The following is an 18,726-nucleotide window of genomic DNA, read 5'->3' as shown; positions in this document are numbered from 1 at the left end:
CGCAGGACTTGCCTGCGGCTTTTTATGTAACCCGTTTGCCATATATAATATAGCGCTTTGGGGCATCTCCGACATATGAAAACGGATAGCAAGTCGTCAGAATTAGTTCTTCCTGTTCGTGCTGGAGCGTAATAATGGATGTGTCATCCTTATCGACAATTTTTGAATTTACAATTTCATATGTAAAATCTCCATATGGCAGGAGGATACGAAGCCGGTCTCCCTTTTCCAGCTCTCCCGTCCTGCGAAACACGGTATCCCGATGTCCCGATAACACAATTTGCCCGTTTTCATCAGGATAATAGCTATCCTTGTAATGCCCCACACCTTTTTCTAAATCATCTGCATCGGTACCCTCCACGATCGGAAGCTCTGCATTGATTTTCGGTATTTCCAAAATCCCGCTGGCTTGTCCGGTTTCTGGCTTAAATAATGCTTTATCCTTTGTCTGATCTTTGCTTTGTTTCACACCAAAAGCTTTCTGCGGCTTTTCAGCCATCAGTTTGGCTTCTTTTAATGTCTGTTCAGTCTTCCTATTCGTATCTATCAGTGTAAGGCATCCATAGCCTGTGATCATAAGACCGGCCGCAATGATGACGAGCGGAATAACCTTTTTCACGTCCTCGAGGCACTCCTTTTTCTTCTGACATATAGATAAGTTCAAGACAACGCCACTCCCGACCGCTTTTCTTCCGGGAGATGATGATCAGATCCGCTTAAACACGATGTACTAATCTTGCCGGCATCCTCCGTATTTCACCCCTTCAAAATAGCTGCAGGCGGCAGCAAGCTGAATTCTTCCCTCTTTTGTCATCAAAGCTATTCACGTGCTCAACTGCCGCGTCCAAACCAGTAATCCGGTTGGGTGCTATTTTGCACCTGTCGCCGTCACATAAAATTGATGCTGTCTGCTTATCACTTCGACAGACAGCATATCATTCCTTTCAGGCTTCTGCATAAAACGAAGCATACTGAGACAAAATACAGCTGATCTGAAAAAAAAGGAGGAATTCGGTTTGGATCAGTTAAATCAGCAGCAGCAATCCCAGATGAACAAAGGCATCCCTGGAAAACCGCATAAAAACCACGGCGGACATGAAATGTTTGATATGCACGAGGTGCTATCCGGAACACTGACTGTGCTTGATCAATTTATGATGCTGAGACAATTTTGTAAGGATCAGGAATTGTTAAATATCCTTGATCGCCAACATCAATTTATTACGTCTCAATTTAACTTAACTGCAGAATGCTTCAAAACAGGAAGCGAACCGTCACAAAAAACAGCAACTTACATGATGAAGGAAGACAACCAAACTGTTTACGGCATGCAGCCGTCACAGCCTAAAAAACCGGTTCAATCCATGAATGACATTGATGACAGCATCATCAGCCGACAAATGCTTTGCGCGGTTAAAGCACAGGCTTCTATGCTGACGATGGCTTCTCTGGAAATGACAAACCCAGCTGTCAGACGCGTACTGTCAGCGCAAATTCAGCAGTATGTTGAAATGGCTTTTGAAATTTTCTTATACCAAAACAAGCACGGCTATTACCAGGTTCCTCAGCTTGATGCGCAGGATATGGAACAGCTGAGAAATTCATTCGCCCCTGCCCAAGGACAAATGCCTCCAACACAAGGCGGAATGGGTCAGCAAGGACTTCACTAATAACAAAGGGCATTGGATAGATACTATCCAATGCCGCACTGTTTTTTTCGAATTTTTTCTTAAAATCTTTTTCAAATTGATCAAGACTTTCCTTTGTTGCTGATTTAAACCCTTTTTTAAAGTCTCCTTTTTTTGCCGTTTCCTTTATCATTTTTGACATAACGTCTTTCCCGTATTTGTCCGTCAGCTCATTGATCATATAAAAGCTTTGCAAATAGACATCTGTGTCATATTCGGTTCGTGCTTCCTGCCAGTCTTGATCTGTCTGCAAACGGTCAAAGGGCACGACAGAAAACGAGATCGGATCTATGAGCAATTCATAGTTCGCGATCCACTCGCTTAATCCTTCGTGAAACCATAACGGAAACTCATCAGGATCTGCTTTAAGCTCCTTCAATTTCTGGTGAAACGCATGGTGAGTGTATTCATGTATCAACAATCTCTGATACAAATAAACTGCTACTTCATCACCTTCTAAAAGCAACTTTTTCTCTTCAGGCAGCAACCCGATCAGCTGCTCCCTCTCAGAATAAAAACCAACGACATCCAATAAACCGGAGTAAGCCTCCATCTGTTTTTCGTTAGAAAAAAAAATAATATCAATAGGCTTTTGACTCGAATATCCAATCATAATCTGATTAATACTGACCGCATATTCAAGCGTATCTTTCGTCAATGGCAGTAAGGACTTTTCCTTGGAAGTGTAATAAATATCGGCTTGTTTGAATGACTCTTTCTTCATGTGCTTCGTCACTTGTTCTTTTGTTATACCAGATGCCTGCTCTGGCAAAGACAGTATATACATCGAGCTTGATACGATGGCCGAGCTTACAGCCAGCATCACAAGGACGCCGCACAGGAATAGAGCGGATGCCGCACGCTTTCCTATGCCACCCCGCAAACGTCTCCCTCCCTGAGCCGGTCCGTCTTGTACCTTTTATTTTTACTCTATGCAGCTTGAGCGCGCGGTGTGTCATTAACGCAAAGAAAAAGCCGCATAAATGATGCGGCTTTTTGCATTTATTCAGCGTTAGGGAATACGCGCTGTACAGTTTGTGTAAATTCATCAAATAATCCGGCGATCGGGTCACCATTTTGGATACGCTTTCCATAACCTTGCATACGTTCTACAAAATCAGGGTTCGCAGAAACGTAAACATTATCAATGCTTTTGTCAGTAGATCTTACCTTTTTGGCTATTTTTTTCTTTAGATTATTTTCTACTGTGCCTTTATTTCCATTTGTTAATACCACTGCGACGTAGGCTTGATTTCCAGCTACAATAACATCTGCATGCTTAACTTCTTTTAGATCAGTTACTTTATCAGCTGCTTTATCCGCAACCTGAAGTTTTCGATCGTTGTCATGATTGTCATTTACGTTATTGTTATTGACATTATCATTAACATTATTGTCAACGTTATCCCGGTTGTTTACATTGCGAAGATCATCATTCGCCGGATTGCGATAATTAACATTTCTTGCATCATTATTATCACGTCTGCCCTCGCCTTGGTCGCCCATACTGCAGCCAGTCATAAGCAAAGGAATAAGAAGCATAGACGCAAAGACTTGTTTTTTTCCAAACATGTGAATTCCTCCTTTATCACTTTACCTATAGGTTTTTCTAACTGGCTTTAATTATGCATGCAAATCTGAAGGAAATGCTTTCCCGGGAAATAGACCGGTTAATTTGGCTAATGAAGGGGAACATATGAATACACTGTAAAGGAGGGATCATATTGTTCAGCCAACGAAGAGGAATCAGTCCCGGGGCTTTGATTATAGGGTCAACGATACTTATTGCCGCTTTATCACCTCAGATCCGCCAAAGAATCAGCGGATTTGTCACAGGACAAATGAACAGACGGAATTCGGAAAATAACATGTTTGATGCTTCTAATGTAGGAAATATGGTCAAACAAGCATTTGGCGGTGATAACCAGGACCGATCTCAAAATGAAAGCCAGCGGCAAAATGGCCGTCAGCACCAGCATGCCGGACAGCAGCAAACCCAACACCAGCATACACAGACACAATCTAGGCAAACTGAAACAGCCGCAAAAAAAAGACAGCCTCATTATGCTGAGCCCATTCATTTTGAACAAAGCGCAATGAATGTCATGGACGACAACACCATGATGGAAATGCTGGAGGACTTAGAACCCGGCCGTTAAAAAAACGTAAAGATTGCATAATAGTTCAAAATGGATAATTATATTGGTTTTTCTTACAGATGTTTTTAACTTTTACTGGTTTTCATTAAAGAAATCCTTCTTTTTTCAATAAAGAAAGCTTGAAAGGATTTTTATGCTGACCTGCCGCATAAAAAGATGAAGAGGACAGAACACTGTTAACACTTGCCAATATAATCCGATTAATTTTCATTAATAATCTCTTCTTTTTTCATTTTGTTTCTTTGTTCAAAGCTCAACATTTAATATTCACTGAAGTGTTTGAAATCCTGTTTTGATGAAAAAAGAACCATTGCTAAACAAAAGTTAAACATCTATCTTGAACTAACCGGTTTGTAATTAATGAGGCAATTTAATTGAATGAAAACTACACTAAAAGTCGCTTTCCTTACATAAGGAAAGCGACTTTTTAGATTTTTCCCTTTTCATCAAGCTTTTACTTTAAATTGCTTTGACTAGCTTTGAAAAGTTGACTATTCAGTTGAACTGTATTATGTTATTATTAAGTTGAACTGAATAGTTGAACTAAATAGTTGAACTGAATAGAGGATGAGGATATGAAACATAAATTATTACCGCTGTCTGAAACCATGCATTATATTTTATTAGCTTTGCGGGAGCCGCTTCATGGCTATGCCGCCATGCAGAAGATCGAAAAGATGAGTAACGGAACTGTTATTTTAGCAGCCGGCACATTATACGGCGCGATTGAAAACTTGAATAAGCATGGCTGGATTGAACCTGTTGGAGAGTCGGGCCGGAGAAAAGTCTATATGATAACTGCAGAAGGAAACGCCATTTTGAAAATGGAACAAAACAGGTTATTGCATATTTTATCCCTGTACGAAGGAAGTGAATCGAATGAAGACATTTAAGATGTTTTTTGATATTGAAAAAGAGGAGCAATGGCTGAACGAGCAATTACAAAAAGGCTATCGTTGTACAAATATTAGCGGATTAGGAATATACACCTTCGAAAAAACCGATAAGAGATATGTGATGCGAGTGGATTATCAAGATTATTTATCAAAGAAAAAGTTCAAAGATTACAAAGGGATCTATGAAGACTTCGGCTGGAGTTATATAAATGGCCCTTGGGGGGTTGGAACTCGATATTGGCAAAAAGAAGATGATGGTCAAAATGAAATCTTCTCGGATCGCCAATCAAAGAGTAATTATTATAAAAGATTAATGAGTTATTCATCTTGTTTTGGTTTACTTTGCTTATTTTATTCTTATTTGATTTACAAGGATTCAGGTTTGTATTTAGCTGAAGGTCTGTGGAGTATGGAAGGCGCAATGTTTTGGAAAGCATTTTTATTTGAAACTCCATTTGCCCTTTTGAGGTCGCTTCCCGCTCTTATGGCTGTTGTCTTTGGCTGCAGTTACTATAAAGCGTATCGAAAATTTTCAATGTTAATAGAAAAATAATGAAAGGAGGTTAATTATTAACTTTTTTAATTCAATAAGGAATTGAGGGAATGCATCTACCACAGGCGACCACTTTTCTCTGTATGCCTCAGATAAGTTAGCGTCTTCCAAGATACCTGGAATACTTGTTAAAAAAGTAATTTTTATTTCAATCAGATCATTCCATTGATCAGCAATGCCGGCTGATCTTCCCTAAAAATGAGAAAAAGAAACCCATGAAACCTTTATATTACAAGGTTCATGGGTCTTTTATTAAGATTAACCAGTAATCCCTGATGGATTACACGTTTTCATATGTTACGCTTCTTCAGCTTCGATCACTCTTGTTTGATCATTGAATACCCTTGGATCAATTTCCTTTGTGACCTTACTCGTAATGAGGCCAGATGTCATACTTCCGCTGACATTCAGGGCAGTACGCCCCATGTCAATTAACGGTTCGATTGAGATTAATAAACCGGCGAGTGCGACAGGCATATTTAATGATGATAAAACAAGAAGCGCCGCGAAAGTTGCTCCGCCGCCAACTCCGGCAACACCGAAGGAGCTGATGGCAACGACCGCGATAACTGTGATGATAAATACCGGATCAAACGGATTTTGGCCGACAGTCGGGGCAATCATCATCGCCAGCATCGCAGGATAAATGCCGGCGCATCCATTTTGGCCGATCGAAAGGCCGAATGAACCGGCGAAGTTTGCGATTCCTTCCGGCACACCCATGCTTCTCTGTGTTTTAATATTCAGCGGCAATGCACCCGCGCTTGAGCGTGACGTAAATGCAAATACAAGTACGGGCAGCGCTTTTTTCAAATAAACAATCGGATTCAAGCCGCTGATCGTCAGCAGCACCAAATGAATGATAAACATAGTGATTAACGCAGCATACGAAGCAATTACAAACATTCCTAATTTTAAAATACTGTCAATATCACTCGTAGCAATCGTTTTTGTCATAATGGCCAGCACCCCATAAGGCGTCAGTCTCAATATGAGCGTGACAACACGCATGACAATGGCATAAGCAGCATCAACCATTTTTTTGAAGGTTTCTGCCTGTTCCGGCTGTTTATGCTTCACACCGAGGAATGCCATTCCAAGGAAAGCGGCAAAAATAACGACTGCGATCGTTGAAGTCGGTCTGGCTCCCGTAAAATCTAAAAACGGATTTCCCGGCAGCAATTCAACAATCTGCTGCGGCATCGTTTTCGCTGTCATATCCTCTGATTTCTGCTGAAGCTCCTGTCCACGCGAAAGCTCTGTATTTCCTTGGTCAACCTGAATTGCCTGCAGGTCAAAAGAAAGCGCGGACGCAATGCCGACAGCCGCCGCTACCGCTGTTGTTGCAATTAAAATTCCAATAATCAAACCGCTGATTTTGCCGAGATTTTTTGTCAGTTTCAGCTTTGTAAATGCACCGAGAATCGAAATAAAGACGAGCGGCATGACAACCATTTGAAGCAATTTGACATATCCGCCCCCGGCAATATTAAACCAGTCGGCTGTTTGAATGACTATATTTGAAGTCGGGCCATAGATCAGCTGAAGCGCAAATCCGAATACGATCCCCAACCCCAGCGCAGTAAATACACGTTTAGAGAAGGAAACATGTTTTTTCTGCATAACAAAAAGCCCTAAAATAAGTAAAAATAAAATAAATACATGTAATACAACCAGTAAAGTCTCCAAAGCAGGTAAACTCTCCCTTCAAATTTTCTCATTTACTATATTATACTAATTCCGATCGGTCAAGTGCGGATTATGATAACTCATCATGAACTAAAAAAATCCCTTTTTGTTCTTTTCTTTCCCATCCATCTTTAGTACCTTATATAAGGGTGATAATATTTGCTGAAAGAATTATTTGTAAACTTGACCATTTTAATCACATTTAATTATCTGTTCACCCACCTGTTTAAAGAAAGGTTAGTACATAAAAAAGACAGCATATACTTCCAAGCTGTTAAAGGACTGGCCTGCGGTTTGCTCGGGGTTATTCTAATCGTTTTTGGATTTACCTATCAGCATTCAATCATCGATCTTCGACATATTCCTATTATGATTGCCGCTCTTTATGGGGGCTGGGTTTCAACGGCAATGGCCTTGGTGGTGATCGCTGCTGGCCGCTTACTGATTACGATGAACACATCTGCAATATACTCGGTAATAATCATTTGTTTCGCTGCCATCCCGTCACTCATTGTTTCTAAAAGAAAAAAAGTTCAATTAAAACATGCTTTCTATCTCATGATCATTACAAATACTCTGATCTCCATTTCCTTTTATTTTTTTATAGACTTACATTCATATCAACTTCACTTATATTTTTGGATCATCTCAATAACGGGCGGTATGCTGAGTTTATATATTATTGACCATGAAACTAATGCACATCTCCTTTTTAAACAATATAAGTTTCAGGCGCACTTTGATTTTTTAACCGGGGTTTATAACCGAAGAAAATTTGAAGAAATCACACAGACGCTGTATCAACAGGCGGCCAATACCCCGCATTTTCAATTCGCACTGATTTATATGGATATCGACCATTTTAAAACCATCAATGACCAATACGGCCATCATGAAGGCGATCAGGTGCTGAAAGAGCTTGGTTTACGTCTGAAGCAGAGCATCCGAAACACTGATCCTGCCGCACGGATCGGCGGTGAAGAATTTGCCGTGCTCCTGCCAAACTGCACGCTTGCTAAAGCAGTCCAAATCGCGGAACGGATCAGAGGCGCTATCAATGACGCACCCATTAGATTAACAAACGGAGAAGAGCTGTCAATTACGGTATCGCTCGGGGCCGCTCATTATCCTAATAATAAAGAACACCCAGAATCTTTGCCTATTCTTGCCGATCAAATGCTGTACAAAGCGAAAGAAACTGGACGGAACAAAGTATGTTTTTCAGAAAAAAAAGAATGAATTCAATGTTCGAATTCATTCTTCCAATCTGAAAGACGTTTCAAAGGCAGAAAAGCAGGGACAAGATCCCCCTGATACTGTTTTTCTATAAATGCCGCTGTATCATCAGCTTGGTAGAGCTTAAGAACAGCTTGCAGCGCTTCCTGATCTTGATCCTCCGCTCTGACCACAATCAAATTCATCTCTTCCTTAGACATTTGCCCGCCGCTCTTTGTGGTTTGTTTTTTCAGGTTCAGACCCGATTTTTTTGCTTCAGACGGTTTCATGACAAACACGCCGGTGCCGCTCACTGCATCCTGTTTCCGGACTGCTTTTAATTTTAGGTGTCTCGGATTATCTTTAATCATATCGATTGAACCTGTTCCGTTAAATCCGTTTTTCAACGTGAGCAAACCGGCGTCCCGAAGCACCGTTAGCGCCCTGCCAAAGTCGAACGCTTTATCCGGAACAGACACGGCAGCCCCGCGCGGTATATTCTGGATTCGATCATATCGTTTTGAATAAATGCCCATTGGCGCTATGTATGTCGTACCGAGCGGTGCCAGTTTAAGTTTGTATTTTCGAGTGAACGACTGAAAATATGAAAGGGTTTGAAAGGCGTTGGCATCAATTTCTTTGTTTGCCAGCGCGATATCAGACTCGGCATAATCAGAAAAAGGGATCAGCTGCATATCAAGCCCTGTCTCTTCAGCCTTTTTAGCAATATAGTTCCATATTGCCTCGTCAGACTCAGCAATTCCGATTTTTATCGTTTCATGTTCTGCTGACGGTGAGCATGCTGCAAATGAAACGAGAAAAATAAGAACAAAACTGCATATAAGCCACTTTTTCATTGTGACCATACTCCTATCTATGTATTAGAGCATGCAAGCAATATCAGACATACACTATCTTAGTTGATAACCGTTGTCATTTGTAATATTGTTTAACTTTTACCTTACTCACTTCCAATAAGGTTGTCAATTCCTATTATATTCTCTTCCCGAAAAGAAGGAATATTTAAGGCAAACGTGATCACATATCGAGAATGCAGATGGATTTCCGTTAATAAATCTCAAATTAAAAAATAATGTCGTACTTTCAGAAAAAAGTTTCACTTAACAGTTGTTTTTTCTGAAGATTACTGGTAGAGTAAAGGTAATTATTTTTGTTCGAACTATCTTTAAGAAGAAAGTTTTGTAAGAGTTTTCGTCTTGAAAGTTTGTTAAGAGCAAGAATAGTGAATTTAAGCGTTATGATCGCTTTAGGAGGAAATTTCATGTTAGAAGGTAAAGTAAAATGGTTCAACTCTGAAAAAGGTTTCGGATTCATCGAAGTAGAAGGTCAAGACGATGTATTCGTTCATTTCTCTGCTATTCAAGGCGAAGGCTTCAAAACTTTAGAAGAAGGCCAAGCTGTTTCTTTCGAAATCGTTGAAGGAAACCGCGGACCACAAGCTGCTAACGTTACTAAAGAAGCGTAAGCATAAATTGATATGAAAAACTGCGGGTGCGAACCCGCAGTTTTTATTTTGAGAAAAAAGCTGTTTTGCTTAAGCAAAACAGCTTTTTTCATTAGTTCGCAATATCCCGTTTCATAAAGGTGCCGAAAGCAAGCAGCAGGAAAACAACAAAGTAAACTGCCAAAATGACAACGGAGAAAGTCATCGTCATCCCTTCCACTAGCGGTGTTCCATCTACGTATTGCAGCAAATTAACATTGGCAAATAAAATATACTTCGCCCAGTCAAATTTCGTTGCAATAAATGCAGTGGCTGTAGTACCCGCAACCAGCAAAAAGATTGAAAATCCGACTGCAAGAGAGCTGTTTCTAAATACAGCAGACAGCATAAACGCCATCGTCGCCACCATTAGAGCCGAGACGGATTCAGAAAGATACGTTGTGGCTAAATACCCCATCATGTTCTGCTCAATTACATGGCCATCCTTATAGATTAAATGGATATTCGCCGCAGTGTCACCACCCGTTCCGAAGAAAATGAGCCCTAATAAAGTGGAACCCAGAAATAAAATAAGCAGCAATAGGAACCCAAACAGGAGAACGGTAATATATTTGGAAAGCAATATCTGAAAACGGCTGAGCGGCCGAATCATTAACAGCTTAATGGTTCCCCAATTAAATTCGTTCGCGACAATTCCGGCTGCGATAATTATGGTAAACAGTCCGGTGAGGATTGTAAAACCTGCTGAATCCGTTACATAAGACCATACCGTATAGCCCGTATCATTCGGGATGTTATGTTCAATACGGTAGTTGTTGACTGTAATTGTTTCTTCATAATCATCTTTCATCGAAGGATATTCTTTCATTGCTTTCTTCAATTCGGCATTTTCCGCTTGAAGTGTTTGTTTCCATTTCGGATTTGCTTCATCGGATGAAAAATGGTTTGTTAAGAATGCCCATCCAATCATGGTCAATGCTAAAATCCCGATCATCACCCATGTTCCGGCACGGCTGAAAATTTTGATCCATTCATTGTAAATCAAATTAAGCATGTTGAGCCTCCTCTTTCACTTCACCTGTCATTTCTAAGAAACGGTCCTCTAATGATTTTGTTATGACCTTGACCTCATAAATGCGGATTTGCTGCATCACCAGCAATTCGATAACCGCAGGGACTTCGGCTTTAGGCATTTTGACTTCTATACCATTTGTCTTACTCACCACATCGTACTGTTTTAGAGCAGCAGCGGCTTCATTCGGCTGCTCAACCTGGATGAAATATGTATCGTTCTCATTTTCGTTTTCATCTTTTACATTTTGAATATCGATAAGCTTTCCTTTTTGCAGAATCGCAATTCGGTCACACATCAGTTCCATTTCTGACAGCAGGTGGCTTGAAACGATGACAGCCATTCCTCTTTCGCGCGTCAGTTTTTTCAAATGATCTCTGATTTCTCTGATCCCCGCCGGGTCAAGGCCGTTTGTCGGTTCATCCAAGATCAGCACTTTCGGATCATGCAGAAGACTTTGCGCCAAGCCAAGACGCTGTCTCATCCCTAGGGAATATGTTTTCACCTTGTCGTGGATTCTGTCTGTTAAACCGACCAGCTCAACGACTTCATCAATTTTTTCCTTCGTAACACCCTTAACCATCCTCGCGTATTGCTGCAGATTTTTATATCCGCTTAAAAATTTATACAGCTCTGGATTCTCTACAATAGCCCCAATATGCTTAACCGCCTTGGCATAATCTTTCGTAATGGATTGGCCGCAAATGAGCACATCACCTTTTGACAGCTTCATTAATCCAACCATCATTCGGATGGTTGTCGTTTTCCCTGCTCCATTCGGCCCCAAAAAGCCGAATACTTCGCCTTCACGAATCGCAAAACTCAGATGATCAATGATCGTTCGGCCTTTGATGTTTTTTGTTACATTCTTCAATTCCAATACTGTTTTCATGAAATTCCTCCTCTAGCAAACTTCCATTTTTGATTTAAACCATTGCAGCACAGACATGCCTTCCCGCTCACGAATATCTTCTACAACACACTGTTCAACTTTGGCTCCATTTGCGAGTATGATGACTTCGTCCAGCAAAGTTTCAATTTCATCAATCTCATGCGTCGCAATCACGACAATCTGCTGCTCAAAATCAATGTATGACACCAGGCTGTTTACAATGGAATCCCTGACCATCGGATCAAGCCCGGAAAAAGGTTCATCAAGCAAGATGACGGAAGCCTTTCTTGCCAAAGCAAGGACGATTTTCAATCTTCCCCGATTTCCTTTTGATAGCTTTTTGATCTTTTTTTCCGGGTCAAGCTGCATCTCATTCAACAGCTTATAAGCTTGTTCTGTTTGAAAATCAGGAAATTGCGACCGATAAAAATTCACCATATCCTTTACAGTGAAATGCGGATAAAACATATCAAGCTCTGTAAGATAAGCTGCTTGACGCACCATATCCCTCGTAACCGGCTTTTCATCCACTTTCACGAAACCCGAAGTCGGAAACAGAAGACCGGCTATCATTTTTAAGGTCGTTGACTTGCCGCTGCCGTTCGGTCCGATCAGGCCGTAAATCCGCCCGGATGATAAAGTGATTGACACATCATTGACGGCAGTGTGGCGGCCGTATTTTTTTGATACATGTTCTAAAGAAATTTCCATTTTAGCCTCCCTCAGTGAATGTTTTTATCCCTTCCACCATTTCCTCTTTCGTTAGTCCCAGTTCTTTCATCTGCTTCACAAAGCCTTCCACCACTTCTCGTGTGAGCCTGTCTTTCAGCTCATCTACGATTTCTGCTTTCTCGGCAATAAACGTCCCTTGACCTCTTCTCGTTTCCACAATACCCAGCCTTTCCATCTCACTGTAAGTTCTTTGAATTGTATTGGGATTTACCTTGGTTTGAATCGCCATTTCTCTTACTGAAGGAAGCTTGTCTCCTGGGAGCAGCTCCTTCCTGACCAGCCGATAAAAGATCTGATCAGCGATCTGCAGATAAATCGGTTTCGAGGATTGGAATTGATTATCCATATTCACACCTCTACTTTACGATCAAGCAGTTTTGAAGCCATGATGAGCAGCAAGATCGTGATAACAATCGCAATAGGAAACCCGAGCACTGACAGGTGTATCGGTTTTAACTCCAATCTCCAAACATCATGGTAGTTGAAATCTAAGTTACAATAGACTGTTACTGGCCAGAAATGTTTTTGAGATACAACTAAAGGGCTAATGATATATTCATCAAAGAAGTACCACACTGCGGCCAACAGCCCCATCGCAAGCCATCGCGTTCCGCGCCAATTCTTAAGAGAGTGAAAAACAGTCCAAAAGACAACTATTGTTACTGACATATATAACGAGGAAATAAGCCCGAACACATTCAGCAAAACGACTGTACTTGTCATATCAACATGATGCTCCAGCAGGTTTTTCACAGAGAGCATATGATAAATCCCAATGCCATAGGCTGTTAATGCCAATTGAATCAGAAATTGATAGAGCAAGGATGCTGTCAATTTAGAAGAAAATAGCAAGAAGCCGCCATTTGGATTGTACAGCCAAAGCTGTGATTTCCCTTCCTTGCGAAGATGATAAAACACAAAAACAGGAGATAAGAAAAACAGAAAAAAAGCAATTACCACAAAAAAAACAAAAATAACCAGAGGTTCTTTCGTGCGATAAGCTATCATATGACCTGTTCCCAATAAAAAAATGATTCCGCATATCAATACAAGCAGCCACATTCTTGAAAGCTTGATATCTTTCTTTACCAGACCTAAAAAAGAATCCATGTTTTTACCTCCCGGGAGCCTCTTCGGTGTATGAGTAACATAGTACACTAGTTTAAAGCACATTACAACATATTCCATGGATTTATTTGATAAAAAAACATATAAACAGCAAAAAAGGCAAACCCGCCATGCGTAAACGGATTTGCCTTTTTCATTACTTATTTTTATTTTTCATGGAGAGCAGAGCATCACGATAGCTTCTGTCCTGCATTTTGTCACTTTCTTCAGTGACCTCTTCTTCCGCCTGAACTTCATCAGAATGCTTAAACTTTTGCAGCGCCTGCCTGTAAATATCATCACCCATTGTGTTTCGTTTCTCTTCTGGAGAATCGTTTTTCACAACGGCTGGCGTATGCTCGGCAGCCCTTGCTTCAGCAGGGTATTGCGCTTCGTTTGTATCCTCTTCTGGAGGAGCGATTCTTTCGGTCGTTTCTTGCATCTCAGGTCCAGGAGAAGTGTTGCGGACATTGAATGTAATAAGAGCCGCAATGACGATGACAGCAGCAATAATTGCTATAATAATGGCCATTTCAACCTCTCCTTACTGTCCTGATGTTAGGTTTCCTGTGACTTCGCTGACGCGTCTTCCTAAAGCGCGTCCAAGCTGAATGCCTTCCTCGGTCATTAACTCATCACTATCAACAGGACAAGTGACGCCCGCACCGTAGTAAGAGCCGTACAGTGCGTTTTCAGGCACGTTGCCAGGCAGACCGACAACGATCATGCCTTGGTGGAACATCGGCGTAATTAAGTTGTGCATTGTCATTTCCAAGCCGCCGTGTGTTGTGGCCGTTGTGCAGAAAACAGCGCCGACTTTGTTGATCAGCTCGCCCTCAGCCCACAAGTAGCCGAGTCTGTCGATCCAAGCTTTAAGACCGGAGCTGATTGTTCCGAAATGCCCAGGGCACCCCCAAATAATCGCATCCATCTCTTTCAGCTTGCGGATATCGGCTTGATCAACATGGTCGATCAATACCTCAGCCGCCTCGTTCTCTCTCGCGCCTTCAGCAATCGCTTCTGCAAGAACTTTTGTATGTTCACCTTCACTGTCATATACTACATAAATTTTCATTCAGGAAACCTCCTTATACAGATTAAGATTCCTTCACTTCTTTTGGAGCTGGAAGCAATGAAAGCTCCTCTTGTTTCTTTTTCTCAGCACGCGCTTTATCTTTTCTGACGTCACGCAGGAAGAGAGCCAGAATGAAGCCAAACACACAGAATATTGTTGCCCACATAAAGGCATCATTAATCCCCATTACGTTTGAATCAAGAGATGCATGCTTGTAAAGATGTGAGTAAACATATGTTTTTGCTGTGTCATAAGACATGTTCATATTCACCATTAAATTCGTAACTGCATTTTGGAATGCATGGAGGAAGTTCGGGTCCGCCGTGCTCGTTTTATCTGCAATTTGTGAATAATGGAATGTCGTACGGTTTGTATAAATCGTCGTAATTAAGCTTGTACCGATTGATCCGCTGATTTGGCGAAGCGTGTTGCTCATCGCCGTACCGTGGCTGTTCAGACGGGCAGGAAGCTGGTTCATCCCCGCTGTCATAACCGGCATCATTAAGAGTGACATACCGAATGCACGGATTGAATAGATCAGCATGATGTGTGTATATGGTGTATCAATTGTTAATTGCGTGTATTGATATGTTGTCACCACTGTAACGAGAAGCCCGATAATCGCAAGCGGTCTCGGACCGAATTTATCAAACAAAATACCGGAGATCGGTGACATGATCAGCATGACGATCGCACCCGGAAGCAGAAGCAGCCCGGATTGAAGCGCCGTAAAGCCGACTAGATTTTGAAGATAAATCGGCAGCAGGAACATACCAGTGTACAATGCTACTGTAATAATAATGTTAATGACGCTTGAAAGCGAGAAAATGTCATATTTAAACACTCTGAAGTCAAGCATCGGATTATCATGACGCAATTGTTGGATAACAAAAGCAACGATCGCAATACCACCTATCACAACTGTGGACAGGACAATCGGATCAGTCCAGCCGTCAGATCCCGCTTCACTGACTCCGTATAATAAGGAGGCGAATCCGACAATCGAAAGAATCGCTCCAAGCGTATCGAGTTTGATTTTTTGCGGCTCCACCATATTTTTAAAGATGAAGAAAGCCACGATAATCACGATTGCGCCGATTGGCACAAGTCCGTAAAACATGATGCGCCATGTGTAATGCTCAATGATCCATCCGGAAAGAGTCGGACCGACCGCCGGAGCAAACATCATCGCAAGTCCGAAGATCCCCATTCCTTTCCCCCTGCTTTCAGGCGGGAAAATTAACAGAATGGTTGTCATAACGAGCGGCTGCAAGATTCCTCCGCCTACGGCCTGAATCAAACGGCCGACCAGCATTGTAGAGAAGTTAGGTGCGATACCGCAGACTAACGTACCGAGCGTAAAACAGAACATGGCGATGAGAAAGAGACTCCGTTGGCCAAACCGTGTAATCAGGAAGGCAGATAACGGAATCAAAACGCCGTTAACAAGCATGTAACCTGTTGTGAGCCACTGAATCGTCGTTGCACTTACACCAAATTCAGTCATTAAGTGAGGCATTGCGACGTTAAGCAGCGTTTGGTTAAGTATTGCCAGAAACAGCCCTGCCATTAGCACAATCAGCAATGACATTGGGCTTTTTGCATTATTTTCTTTGACTGTAGCCATCTAAGACAACCTCCTTTCATGGTTTGATGACTGACCTGATTTACTCAGAAATTTTAACAGTTGCGTTCATACCAGGAAGCACTTTGTCAGATGGGTTTTTAATTGAAATTTTAACAGGAACTTTTTGTGTTACTTTTGTATAGTTTCCGCTTGAATTAGAAGATGGAAGCATATCAAAAGTTGAGTTTGTCGCATAACCGATTTCTTCTACTGTACCGTCAAATGTTGTACCAGGGTCTCCATCAACTACTACGTCTACACTATTTCCTACTTTAACATCCGAAAGGTCTGTTTCTTTAATATTTGCAGTGATATACAAGTGATCCATGTCAATTGTTTGGGCAATTGTTGTGCCGGCTTGTACTGTTTGGCCGTTTTTCACTTCATTTTTCACAATTGTTCCGTCCATGATGGATTTTACGTCAACAGATTGTTCACCTTTGATTTTTGCTACTGTGTCGCCTTTTTTAACTGTTTTTCCTTCGTCAAGATCCCAGTCAGATACTTTACCTGCCGCTGGAGCTGTAATAGCAGCCATATCACCGGCTACTTTCGCTTCGTCAGTTTTTACAAAGCTTGTGCTTTGATAATAGTAATAAGCACCTCCGCCTATAATTGCAAGAACAACAATCAAACCGATAATGTTGGTCAGAATTAAACGTCCTCTGTTCATTTTGTTTTCTCCTTTCGTTTCATCCTCTATCATTTTGCGGAAAGATGGTGAAAATATGTGGGAAGTTTTTAATTACCGCTTTTTTCTGAACAGCCTTGAGCAAGCTTCGTTAAACTTCCGGCGAGCTTGCGCAAATACTGCAGCTGGGATGTATCGAGCTTCTGATACAGGCTCGCCCCCATTTTCGCATACTGCACAGCGGCGTTTTCTAATAGTTCTTCCCCCTCTTCGGTTAACTGAATCATGACGATACGGCGGTCATCCGGACTGTCATACCGATTCATCAATTGGCGCTTATACAGAATATCTGTCATCCGCGTCACAGAAGCGGGCTTAAGATCAAGCGACATTGCCAGCTTGCTTAGCGGGGTGCTTCCGCTTTGATGAATTTTAAACATCAGCAAATATTGAAGGACTGTAATATCAAAAGGCTCAAGCACAATCTCCAATATCTTCTTCTGTTTTTTATAAATCGCCCGAGACGTATCGAAGAGCTGTTCAAAAGTGAGCAAAGCACGTTCTGATTCAGTCAACTCCTTTTCACCTCATTCCTCAATAATAGTTCACAAGATAAAATATTAATAAATGAAAGAAGATTTGTCAAAGGAAAAATTTCTTTTTCCTGCGTATTTTTTTCGCAAGCGTTTTCTTGCTTTTATTAAATAAAAAAAAGCCCTGAAATGGGCTTTTCATTACGAATATTGATGGCTTACACCAGACTCTTCATTTTTGAAAAAGTTCTTCAAGGCCTGAAAAACATCAGATTTCTGTTTTAAAATATAGTACTTAAATTTCTCGTCCTTCACATTTTTGTATGCGGACATTAATGTTGAATGCCTGTTATACTGATTGACCTCTCCGTAGCAAAAAAGATTGGACTTCTTCATAATATCATTGACCAGTTTCACACAGCGCGCGTTATCAGATGTCAGGTTGTCACCGTCAGAAAAATGGAATGGGTAAATATTATAGCTGGCGGGATTGTATTTTTCATCAATCAGCTCAAGCGACTTCCGATATACGGATGAACAGATCGTTCCGCCGCTTTCTCCCTTTGAGAAGAAGTCCTCTTCTGACACGACTTTTGCTTCTGTATGATGAGCAATAAATTCAATTTCCACAGTCTCGTACTTCGTCCGCAAAAAACGGGTCATCCAGAAAAAGAAGCTTCTGGCCATGTATTTTTCCCAGACACCCATGCTGCCGCTTGTATCCATCATTGCTAAGACGACGGCTTTTGACTCGGGCTTTGTTATGTCATTCCACGTCTTATATTTCAGATCCTCCGGGTAAATCGGATAGAACGACGGCTTCCCTGTCATCGCGTTTCGTTTAAAAGCCGACATCATCGTTCTTTTCTTATCAATATTACCGGTTAACCCTGTTTTACGGATATCATTAAACTCAATATCTGTATGAATGATATTGTCCCGCTCTTTTTGCTGGAGATTCGGAAGCTCTAGTTCCTTAAAAAGCGCTTCTTCTAAATCCATTAATGAAACTTCCGCTTCATAATAATCTTCGCCTGCCTGATCACCGGCGCCTTGCCCTTTTCCAGGCCCTTGTTTTTTGTCTGATCCATCCCGTGCCACAACATCTCCAACCTGGCTTTCGCCGTCTCCTTGCCCTACATGTTTGTTTTTATCATAGTTATAACGGATTTTATACTCATCAAGTGAACGGATTGGGATTTTCACTACATCTTTTCCATTTGACATAATAATGCTTTCCTCGGTCACGAGATCAGGAAGATTGTTTTTGATCGCTTCCTGCACTTTTTTCTGGTGGCGCTGCTGGTCATCAAAGCCTTTTCGATGGAGGGACCAGTTTTCCTCAGAAATCAAAAAATGGCCGCTGTCATTTTGGGACATGAATTCCCCTCC

General features: G+C 41.4%; 21 protein-coding genes and 3 pseudogenes. 6 read left to right on the top strand and 18 right to left on the bottom strand.

The window, feature by feature from the left end; translation table 11 throughout:
* Positions 1-22 precede the first annotated feature (22 nt).
* Positions 23-619 carry a sortase SrtA gene (gene srtA, locus G4P54_RS04920; RefSeq protein WP_167871954.1) on the bottom strand — a complete coding sequence of 199 codons (597 nt, stop codon included), beginning with the start codon at positions 617-619 and terminating at the stop codon, positions 23-25.
* Between the two features lie 397 nt (positions 620-1,016).
* Between srtA and G4P54_RS04915 the strand changes: the two genes are divergently transcribed.
* Positions 1,017-1,670, top strand: a complete 654-nt coding sequence (locus G4P54_RS04915) for a spore coat protein (RefSeq protein WP_167871953.1) — start codon at positions 1,017-1,019, stop codon at positions 1,668-1,670.
* Here G4P54_RS04915 and G4P54_RS21225 read toward each other — a convergent pair.
* Together G4P54_RS21225 and G4P54_RS04900 are read right to left on the bottom strand one after the other, a co-directional pair.
* Positions 1,602-2,571 (bottom strand): annotated as a pseudogene (locus G4P54_RS21225) (gluzincin family metallopeptidase). The gene G4P54_RS04915 and the pseudogene G4P54_RS21225 sit on opposite strands and share 69 nt — an antisense overlap.
* Before the next feature lie 119 nt (positions 2,572-2,690).
* Positions 2,691-3,260, bottom strand: a complete 570-nt coding sequence (locus G4P54_RS04900; RefSeq protein WP_167871952.1) for a YhcN/YlaJ family sporulation lipoprotein — start codon at positions 3,258-3,260, stop codon at positions 2,691-2,693.
* A gap of 149 nt (positions 3,261-3,409) precedes the next feature.
* Here G4P54_RS04900 and G4P54_RS04895 point away from each other — a divergent pair, with 149 nt between their 5' ends.
* From G4P54_RS04895 to G4P54_RS04885, 3 genes are all read left to right on the top strand, one after another.
* Positions 3,410-3,847: a hypothetical protein gene (locus G4P54_RS04895; protein ID WP_081719841.1), complete on the top strand. Its 438-nt coding sequence runs from the start codon at positions 3,410-3,412 to the stop codon at positions 3,845-3,847.
* A gap of 575 nt (positions 3,848-4,422) precedes the next feature.
* Positions 4,423-4,740: a PadR family transcriptional regulator gene (locus G4P54_RS04890; RefSeq protein WP_024714736.1), complete on the top strand. Its 318-nt coding sequence runs from the start codon at positions 4,423-4,425 to the stop codon at positions 4,738-4,740.
* Positions 4,727-5,296, top strand: a complete 570-nt coding sequence (locus tag G4P54_RS04885) for a DUF2812 domain-containing protein (protein ID WP_167871951.1) — start codon at positions 4,727-4,729, stop codon at positions 5,294-5,296. Before G4P54_RS04890 ends, G4P54_RS04885 begins: the two co-directional genes overlap by 14 nt.
* 72 nt (positions 5,297-5,368) lie before the next feature.
* Here G4P54_RS04885 and G4P54_RS21220 read toward each other — a convergent pair.
* Positions 5,369-5,479: pseudogene (locus G4P54_RS21220) on the bottom strand (hypothetical protein); the annotation flags it as partial.
* Between the two features lie 114 nt (positions 5,480-5,593).
* Entirely contained in the window at positions 5,594-6,985 is a 1,392-nt protein-coding gene (tcyP, locus tag G4P54_RS04880; protein WP_167871950.1) for an L-cystine transporter TcyP, read from the bottom strand.
* A 159-nt stretch (positions 6,986-7,144) separates the two neighbouring features.
* Between tcyP and dgcK the strand changes: the two genes are divergently transcribed.
* The gene (gene dgcK, locus G4P54_RS04875; RefSeq protein ID WP_167871949.1) at positions 7,145-8,224 is read left to right on the top strand and encodes a diguanylate cyclase DgcK; all 1,080 of its coding nucleotides are present in this window, start codon (positions 7,145-7,147) and stop codon (positions 8,222-8,224) included.
* A gap of 2 nt (positions 8,225-8,226) precedes the next feature.
* On the opposite strand, the gene G4P54_RS04870 is transcribed toward dgcK, so the two are convergent.
* Positions 8,227-9,057, bottom strand: a complete 831-nt coding sequence (locus G4P54_RS04870) for a MetQ/NlpA family ABC transporter substrate-binding protein (RefSeq protein WP_167871948.1) — start codon at positions 9,055-9,057, stop codon at positions 8,227-8,229.
* A 425-nt stretch (positions 9,058-9,482) separates the two neighbouring features.
* Here G4P54_RS04870 and cspB point away from each other — a divergent pair, with 425 nt between their 5' ends.
* Positions 9,483-9,686, top strand: coding sequence for a cold shock-like protein CspB (gene cspB, locus G4P54_RS04865; RefSeq protein WP_003224086.1), 204 nt, complete (start codon positions 9,483-9,485; stop codon positions 9,684-9,686).
* A gap of 91 nt (positions 9,687-9,777) precedes the next feature.
* On the opposite strand, the gene G4P54_RS04860 is transcribed toward cspB, so the two are convergent.
* The 12 genes and pseudogenes from G4P54_RS04860 to yhbH form a co-directional block, all read right to left on the bottom strand.
* Complete coding sequence (locus G4P54_RS04860; RefSeq protein WP_167871947.1) at positions 9,778-10,719, bottom strand: ABC transporter permease; 942 nt, start codon at positions 10,717-10,719, stop codon at positions 9,778-9,780.
* Positions 10,712-11,629: an ABC transporter ATP-binding protein gene (locus tag G4P54_RS04855; protein WP_024714742.1), complete on the bottom strand. Its 918-nt coding sequence runs from the start codon at positions 11,627-11,629 to the stop codon at positions 10,712-10,714. The genes G4P54_RS04860 and G4P54_RS04855 overlap by 8 nt, the downstream gene beginning before the upstream one ends.
* Before the next feature lie 12 nt (positions 11,630-11,641).
* A complete protein-coding gene (locus G4P54_RS04850) occupies positions 11,642-12,340 on the bottom strand; it encodes an ABC transporter ATP-binding protein (RefSeq protein WP_024714743.1) in 699 nt (232 codons plus the stop codon).
* Position 12,341: 1 nt separating this feature from the next.
* Positions 12,342-12,707: a GntR family transcriptional regulator gene (locus tag G4P54_RS04845; protein ID WP_024714744.1), complete on the bottom strand. Its 366-nt coding sequence runs from the start codon at positions 12,705-12,707 to the stop codon at positions 12,342-12,344.
* A gap of 2 nt (positions 12,708-12,709) precedes the next feature.
* On the bottom strand, positions 12,710-13,471 hold the full coding sequence (locus tag G4P54_RS04840) for a hypothetical protein (RefSeq protein WP_167873824.1): 762 nt from the start codon (positions 13,469-13,471) through the stop codon (positions 12,710-12,712).
* 9 nt (positions 13,472-13,480) lie between these two features.
* Positions 13,481-13,626, bottom strand: a pseudogene (locus G4P54_RS04835) (hypothetical protein); the annotation flags it as partial.
* Complete coding sequence (locus tag G4P54_RS04830) at positions 13,626-14,000, bottom strand: hypothetical protein (protein ID WP_167871946.1); 375 nt, start codon at positions 13,998-14,000, stop codon at positions 13,626-13,628. The gene G4P54_RS04830 and the pseudogene G4P54_RS04835, both read right to left, overlap by 1 nt.
* Positions 14,001-14,012: 12 nt before the next feature.
* Positions 14,013-14,543 (bottom strand): NAD(P)H-dependent oxidoreductase, encoded by a 531-nt coding sequence (locus G4P54_RS04825; RefSeq protein ID WP_024714747.1) that lies wholly within the window; start codon positions 14,541-14,543, stop codon positions 14,013-14,015.
* Positions 14,544-14,565: 22 nt separating this feature from the next.
* Entirely contained in the window at positions 14,566-16,170 is a 1,605-nt protein-coding gene (locus G4P54_RS04820) for an MFS transporter (RefSeq protein WP_024714748.1), read from the bottom strand.
* Positions 16,171-16,210: 40 nt separating this feature from the next.
* On the bottom strand, positions 16,211-16,876 hold the full coding sequence (locus tag G4P54_RS04815) for an HlyD family secretion protein (protein ID WP_081719842.1): 666 nt from the start codon (positions 16,874-16,876) through the stop codon (positions 16,211-16,213).
* A gap of 35 nt (positions 16,877-16,911) precedes the next feature.
* Positions 16,912-17,376, bottom strand: coding sequence for a MarR family transcriptional regulator (locus G4P54_RS04810; protein WP_024714750.1), 465 nt, complete (start codon positions 17,374-17,376; stop codon positions 16,912-16,914).
* A 159-nt stretch (positions 17,377-17,535) separates the two neighbouring features.
* A complete protein-coding gene (gene yhbH / locus G4P54_RS04805; RefSeq protein ID WP_024714751.1) occupies positions 17,536-18,714 on the bottom strand; it encodes a sporulation protein YhbH in 1,179 nt (392 codons plus the stop codon).
* Between the last annotated feature and the right edge of the window lie 12 nt (positions 18,715-18,726).

Source organism: Bacillus tequilensis, from assembly GCF_012225885.1.
In the GTDB taxonomy this organism is placed as follows: domain Bacteria; phylum Bacillota; class Bacilli; order Bacillales; family Bacillaceae; genus Bacillus; species Bacillus tequilensis.
Note: the sequence above shows the minus strand (reverse complement) of the source record. Positions and strands in the feature narration are given on the sequence as shown.

Excerpts from the sequence above, each read along its gene's own strand:
- G4P54_RS04845 (WP_024714744.1), bottom strand. The coding sequence starts at position 12,707 with ATGGATAATCAATTCCAATCCTCGAAACCGATTTATCTGCAGATCGCT.
- G4P54_RS04830 (WP_167871946.1), bottom strand. The coding sequence starts at position 14,000 with ATGGCCATTATTATAGCAATTATTGCTGCTGTCATCGTCATTGCGGCT.
- G4P54_RS04860 (WP_167871947.1), bottom strand. The coding sequence starts at position 10,719 with ATGCTTAATTTGATTTACAATGAATGGATCAAAATTTTCAGCCGTGCC.
- yhbH (WP_024714751.1), bottom strand. The coding sequence starts at position 18,714 with ATGTCCCAAAATGACAGCGGCCATTTTTTGATTTCTGAGGAAAACTGG.
- G4P54_RS04885 (WP_167871951.1), top strand. The coding sequence starts at position 4,727 with ATGAAGACATTTAAGATGTTTTTTGATATTGAAAAAGAGGAGCAATGG.
- G4P54_RS04890 (WP_024714736.1), top strand. The coding sequence starts at position 4,423 with ATGAAACATAAATTATTACCGCTGTCTGAAACCATGCATTATATTTTA.
- G4P54_RS04870 (WP_167871948.1), bottom strand. The coding sequence starts at position 9,057 with ATGAAAAAGTGGCTTATATGCAGTTTTGTTCTTATTTTTCTCGTTTCA.
- G4P54_RS04825 (WP_024714747.1), bottom strand. The coding sequence starts at position 14,543 with ATGAAAATTTATGTAGTATATGACAGTGAAGGTGAACATACAAAAGTT.
- G4P54_RS04815 (WP_081719842.1), bottom strand. The coding sequence starts at position 16,876 with ATGATAGAGGATGAAACGAAAGGAGAAAACAAAATGAACAGAGGACGT.
- G4P54_RS04850 (WP_024714743.1), bottom strand. The coding sequence starts at position 12,340 with ATGGAAATTTCTTTAGAACATGTATCAAAAAAATACGGCCGCCACACT.
- cspB (WP_003224086.1), top strand. The coding sequence starts at position 9,483 with ATGTTAGAAGGTAAAGTAAAATGGTTCAACTCTGAAAAAGGTTTCGGA.
- G4P54_RS04900 (WP_167871952.1), bottom strand. The coding sequence starts at position 3,260 with ATGTTTGGAAAAAAACAAGTCTTTGCGTCTATGCTTCTTATTCCTTTG.
- G4P54_RS04855 (WP_024714742.1), bottom strand. The coding sequence starts at position 11,629 with ATGAAAACAGTATTGGAATTGAAGAATGTAACAAAAAACATCAAAGGC.
- G4P54_RS04820 (WP_024714748.1), bottom strand. The coding sequence starts at position 16,170 with ATGGCTACAGTCAAAGAAAATAATGCAAAAAGCCCAATGTCATTGCTG.
- G4P54_RS04840 (WP_167873824.1), bottom strand. The coding sequence starts at position 13,471 with ATGGATTCTTTTTTAGGTCTGGTAAAGAAAGATATCAAGCTTTCAAGA.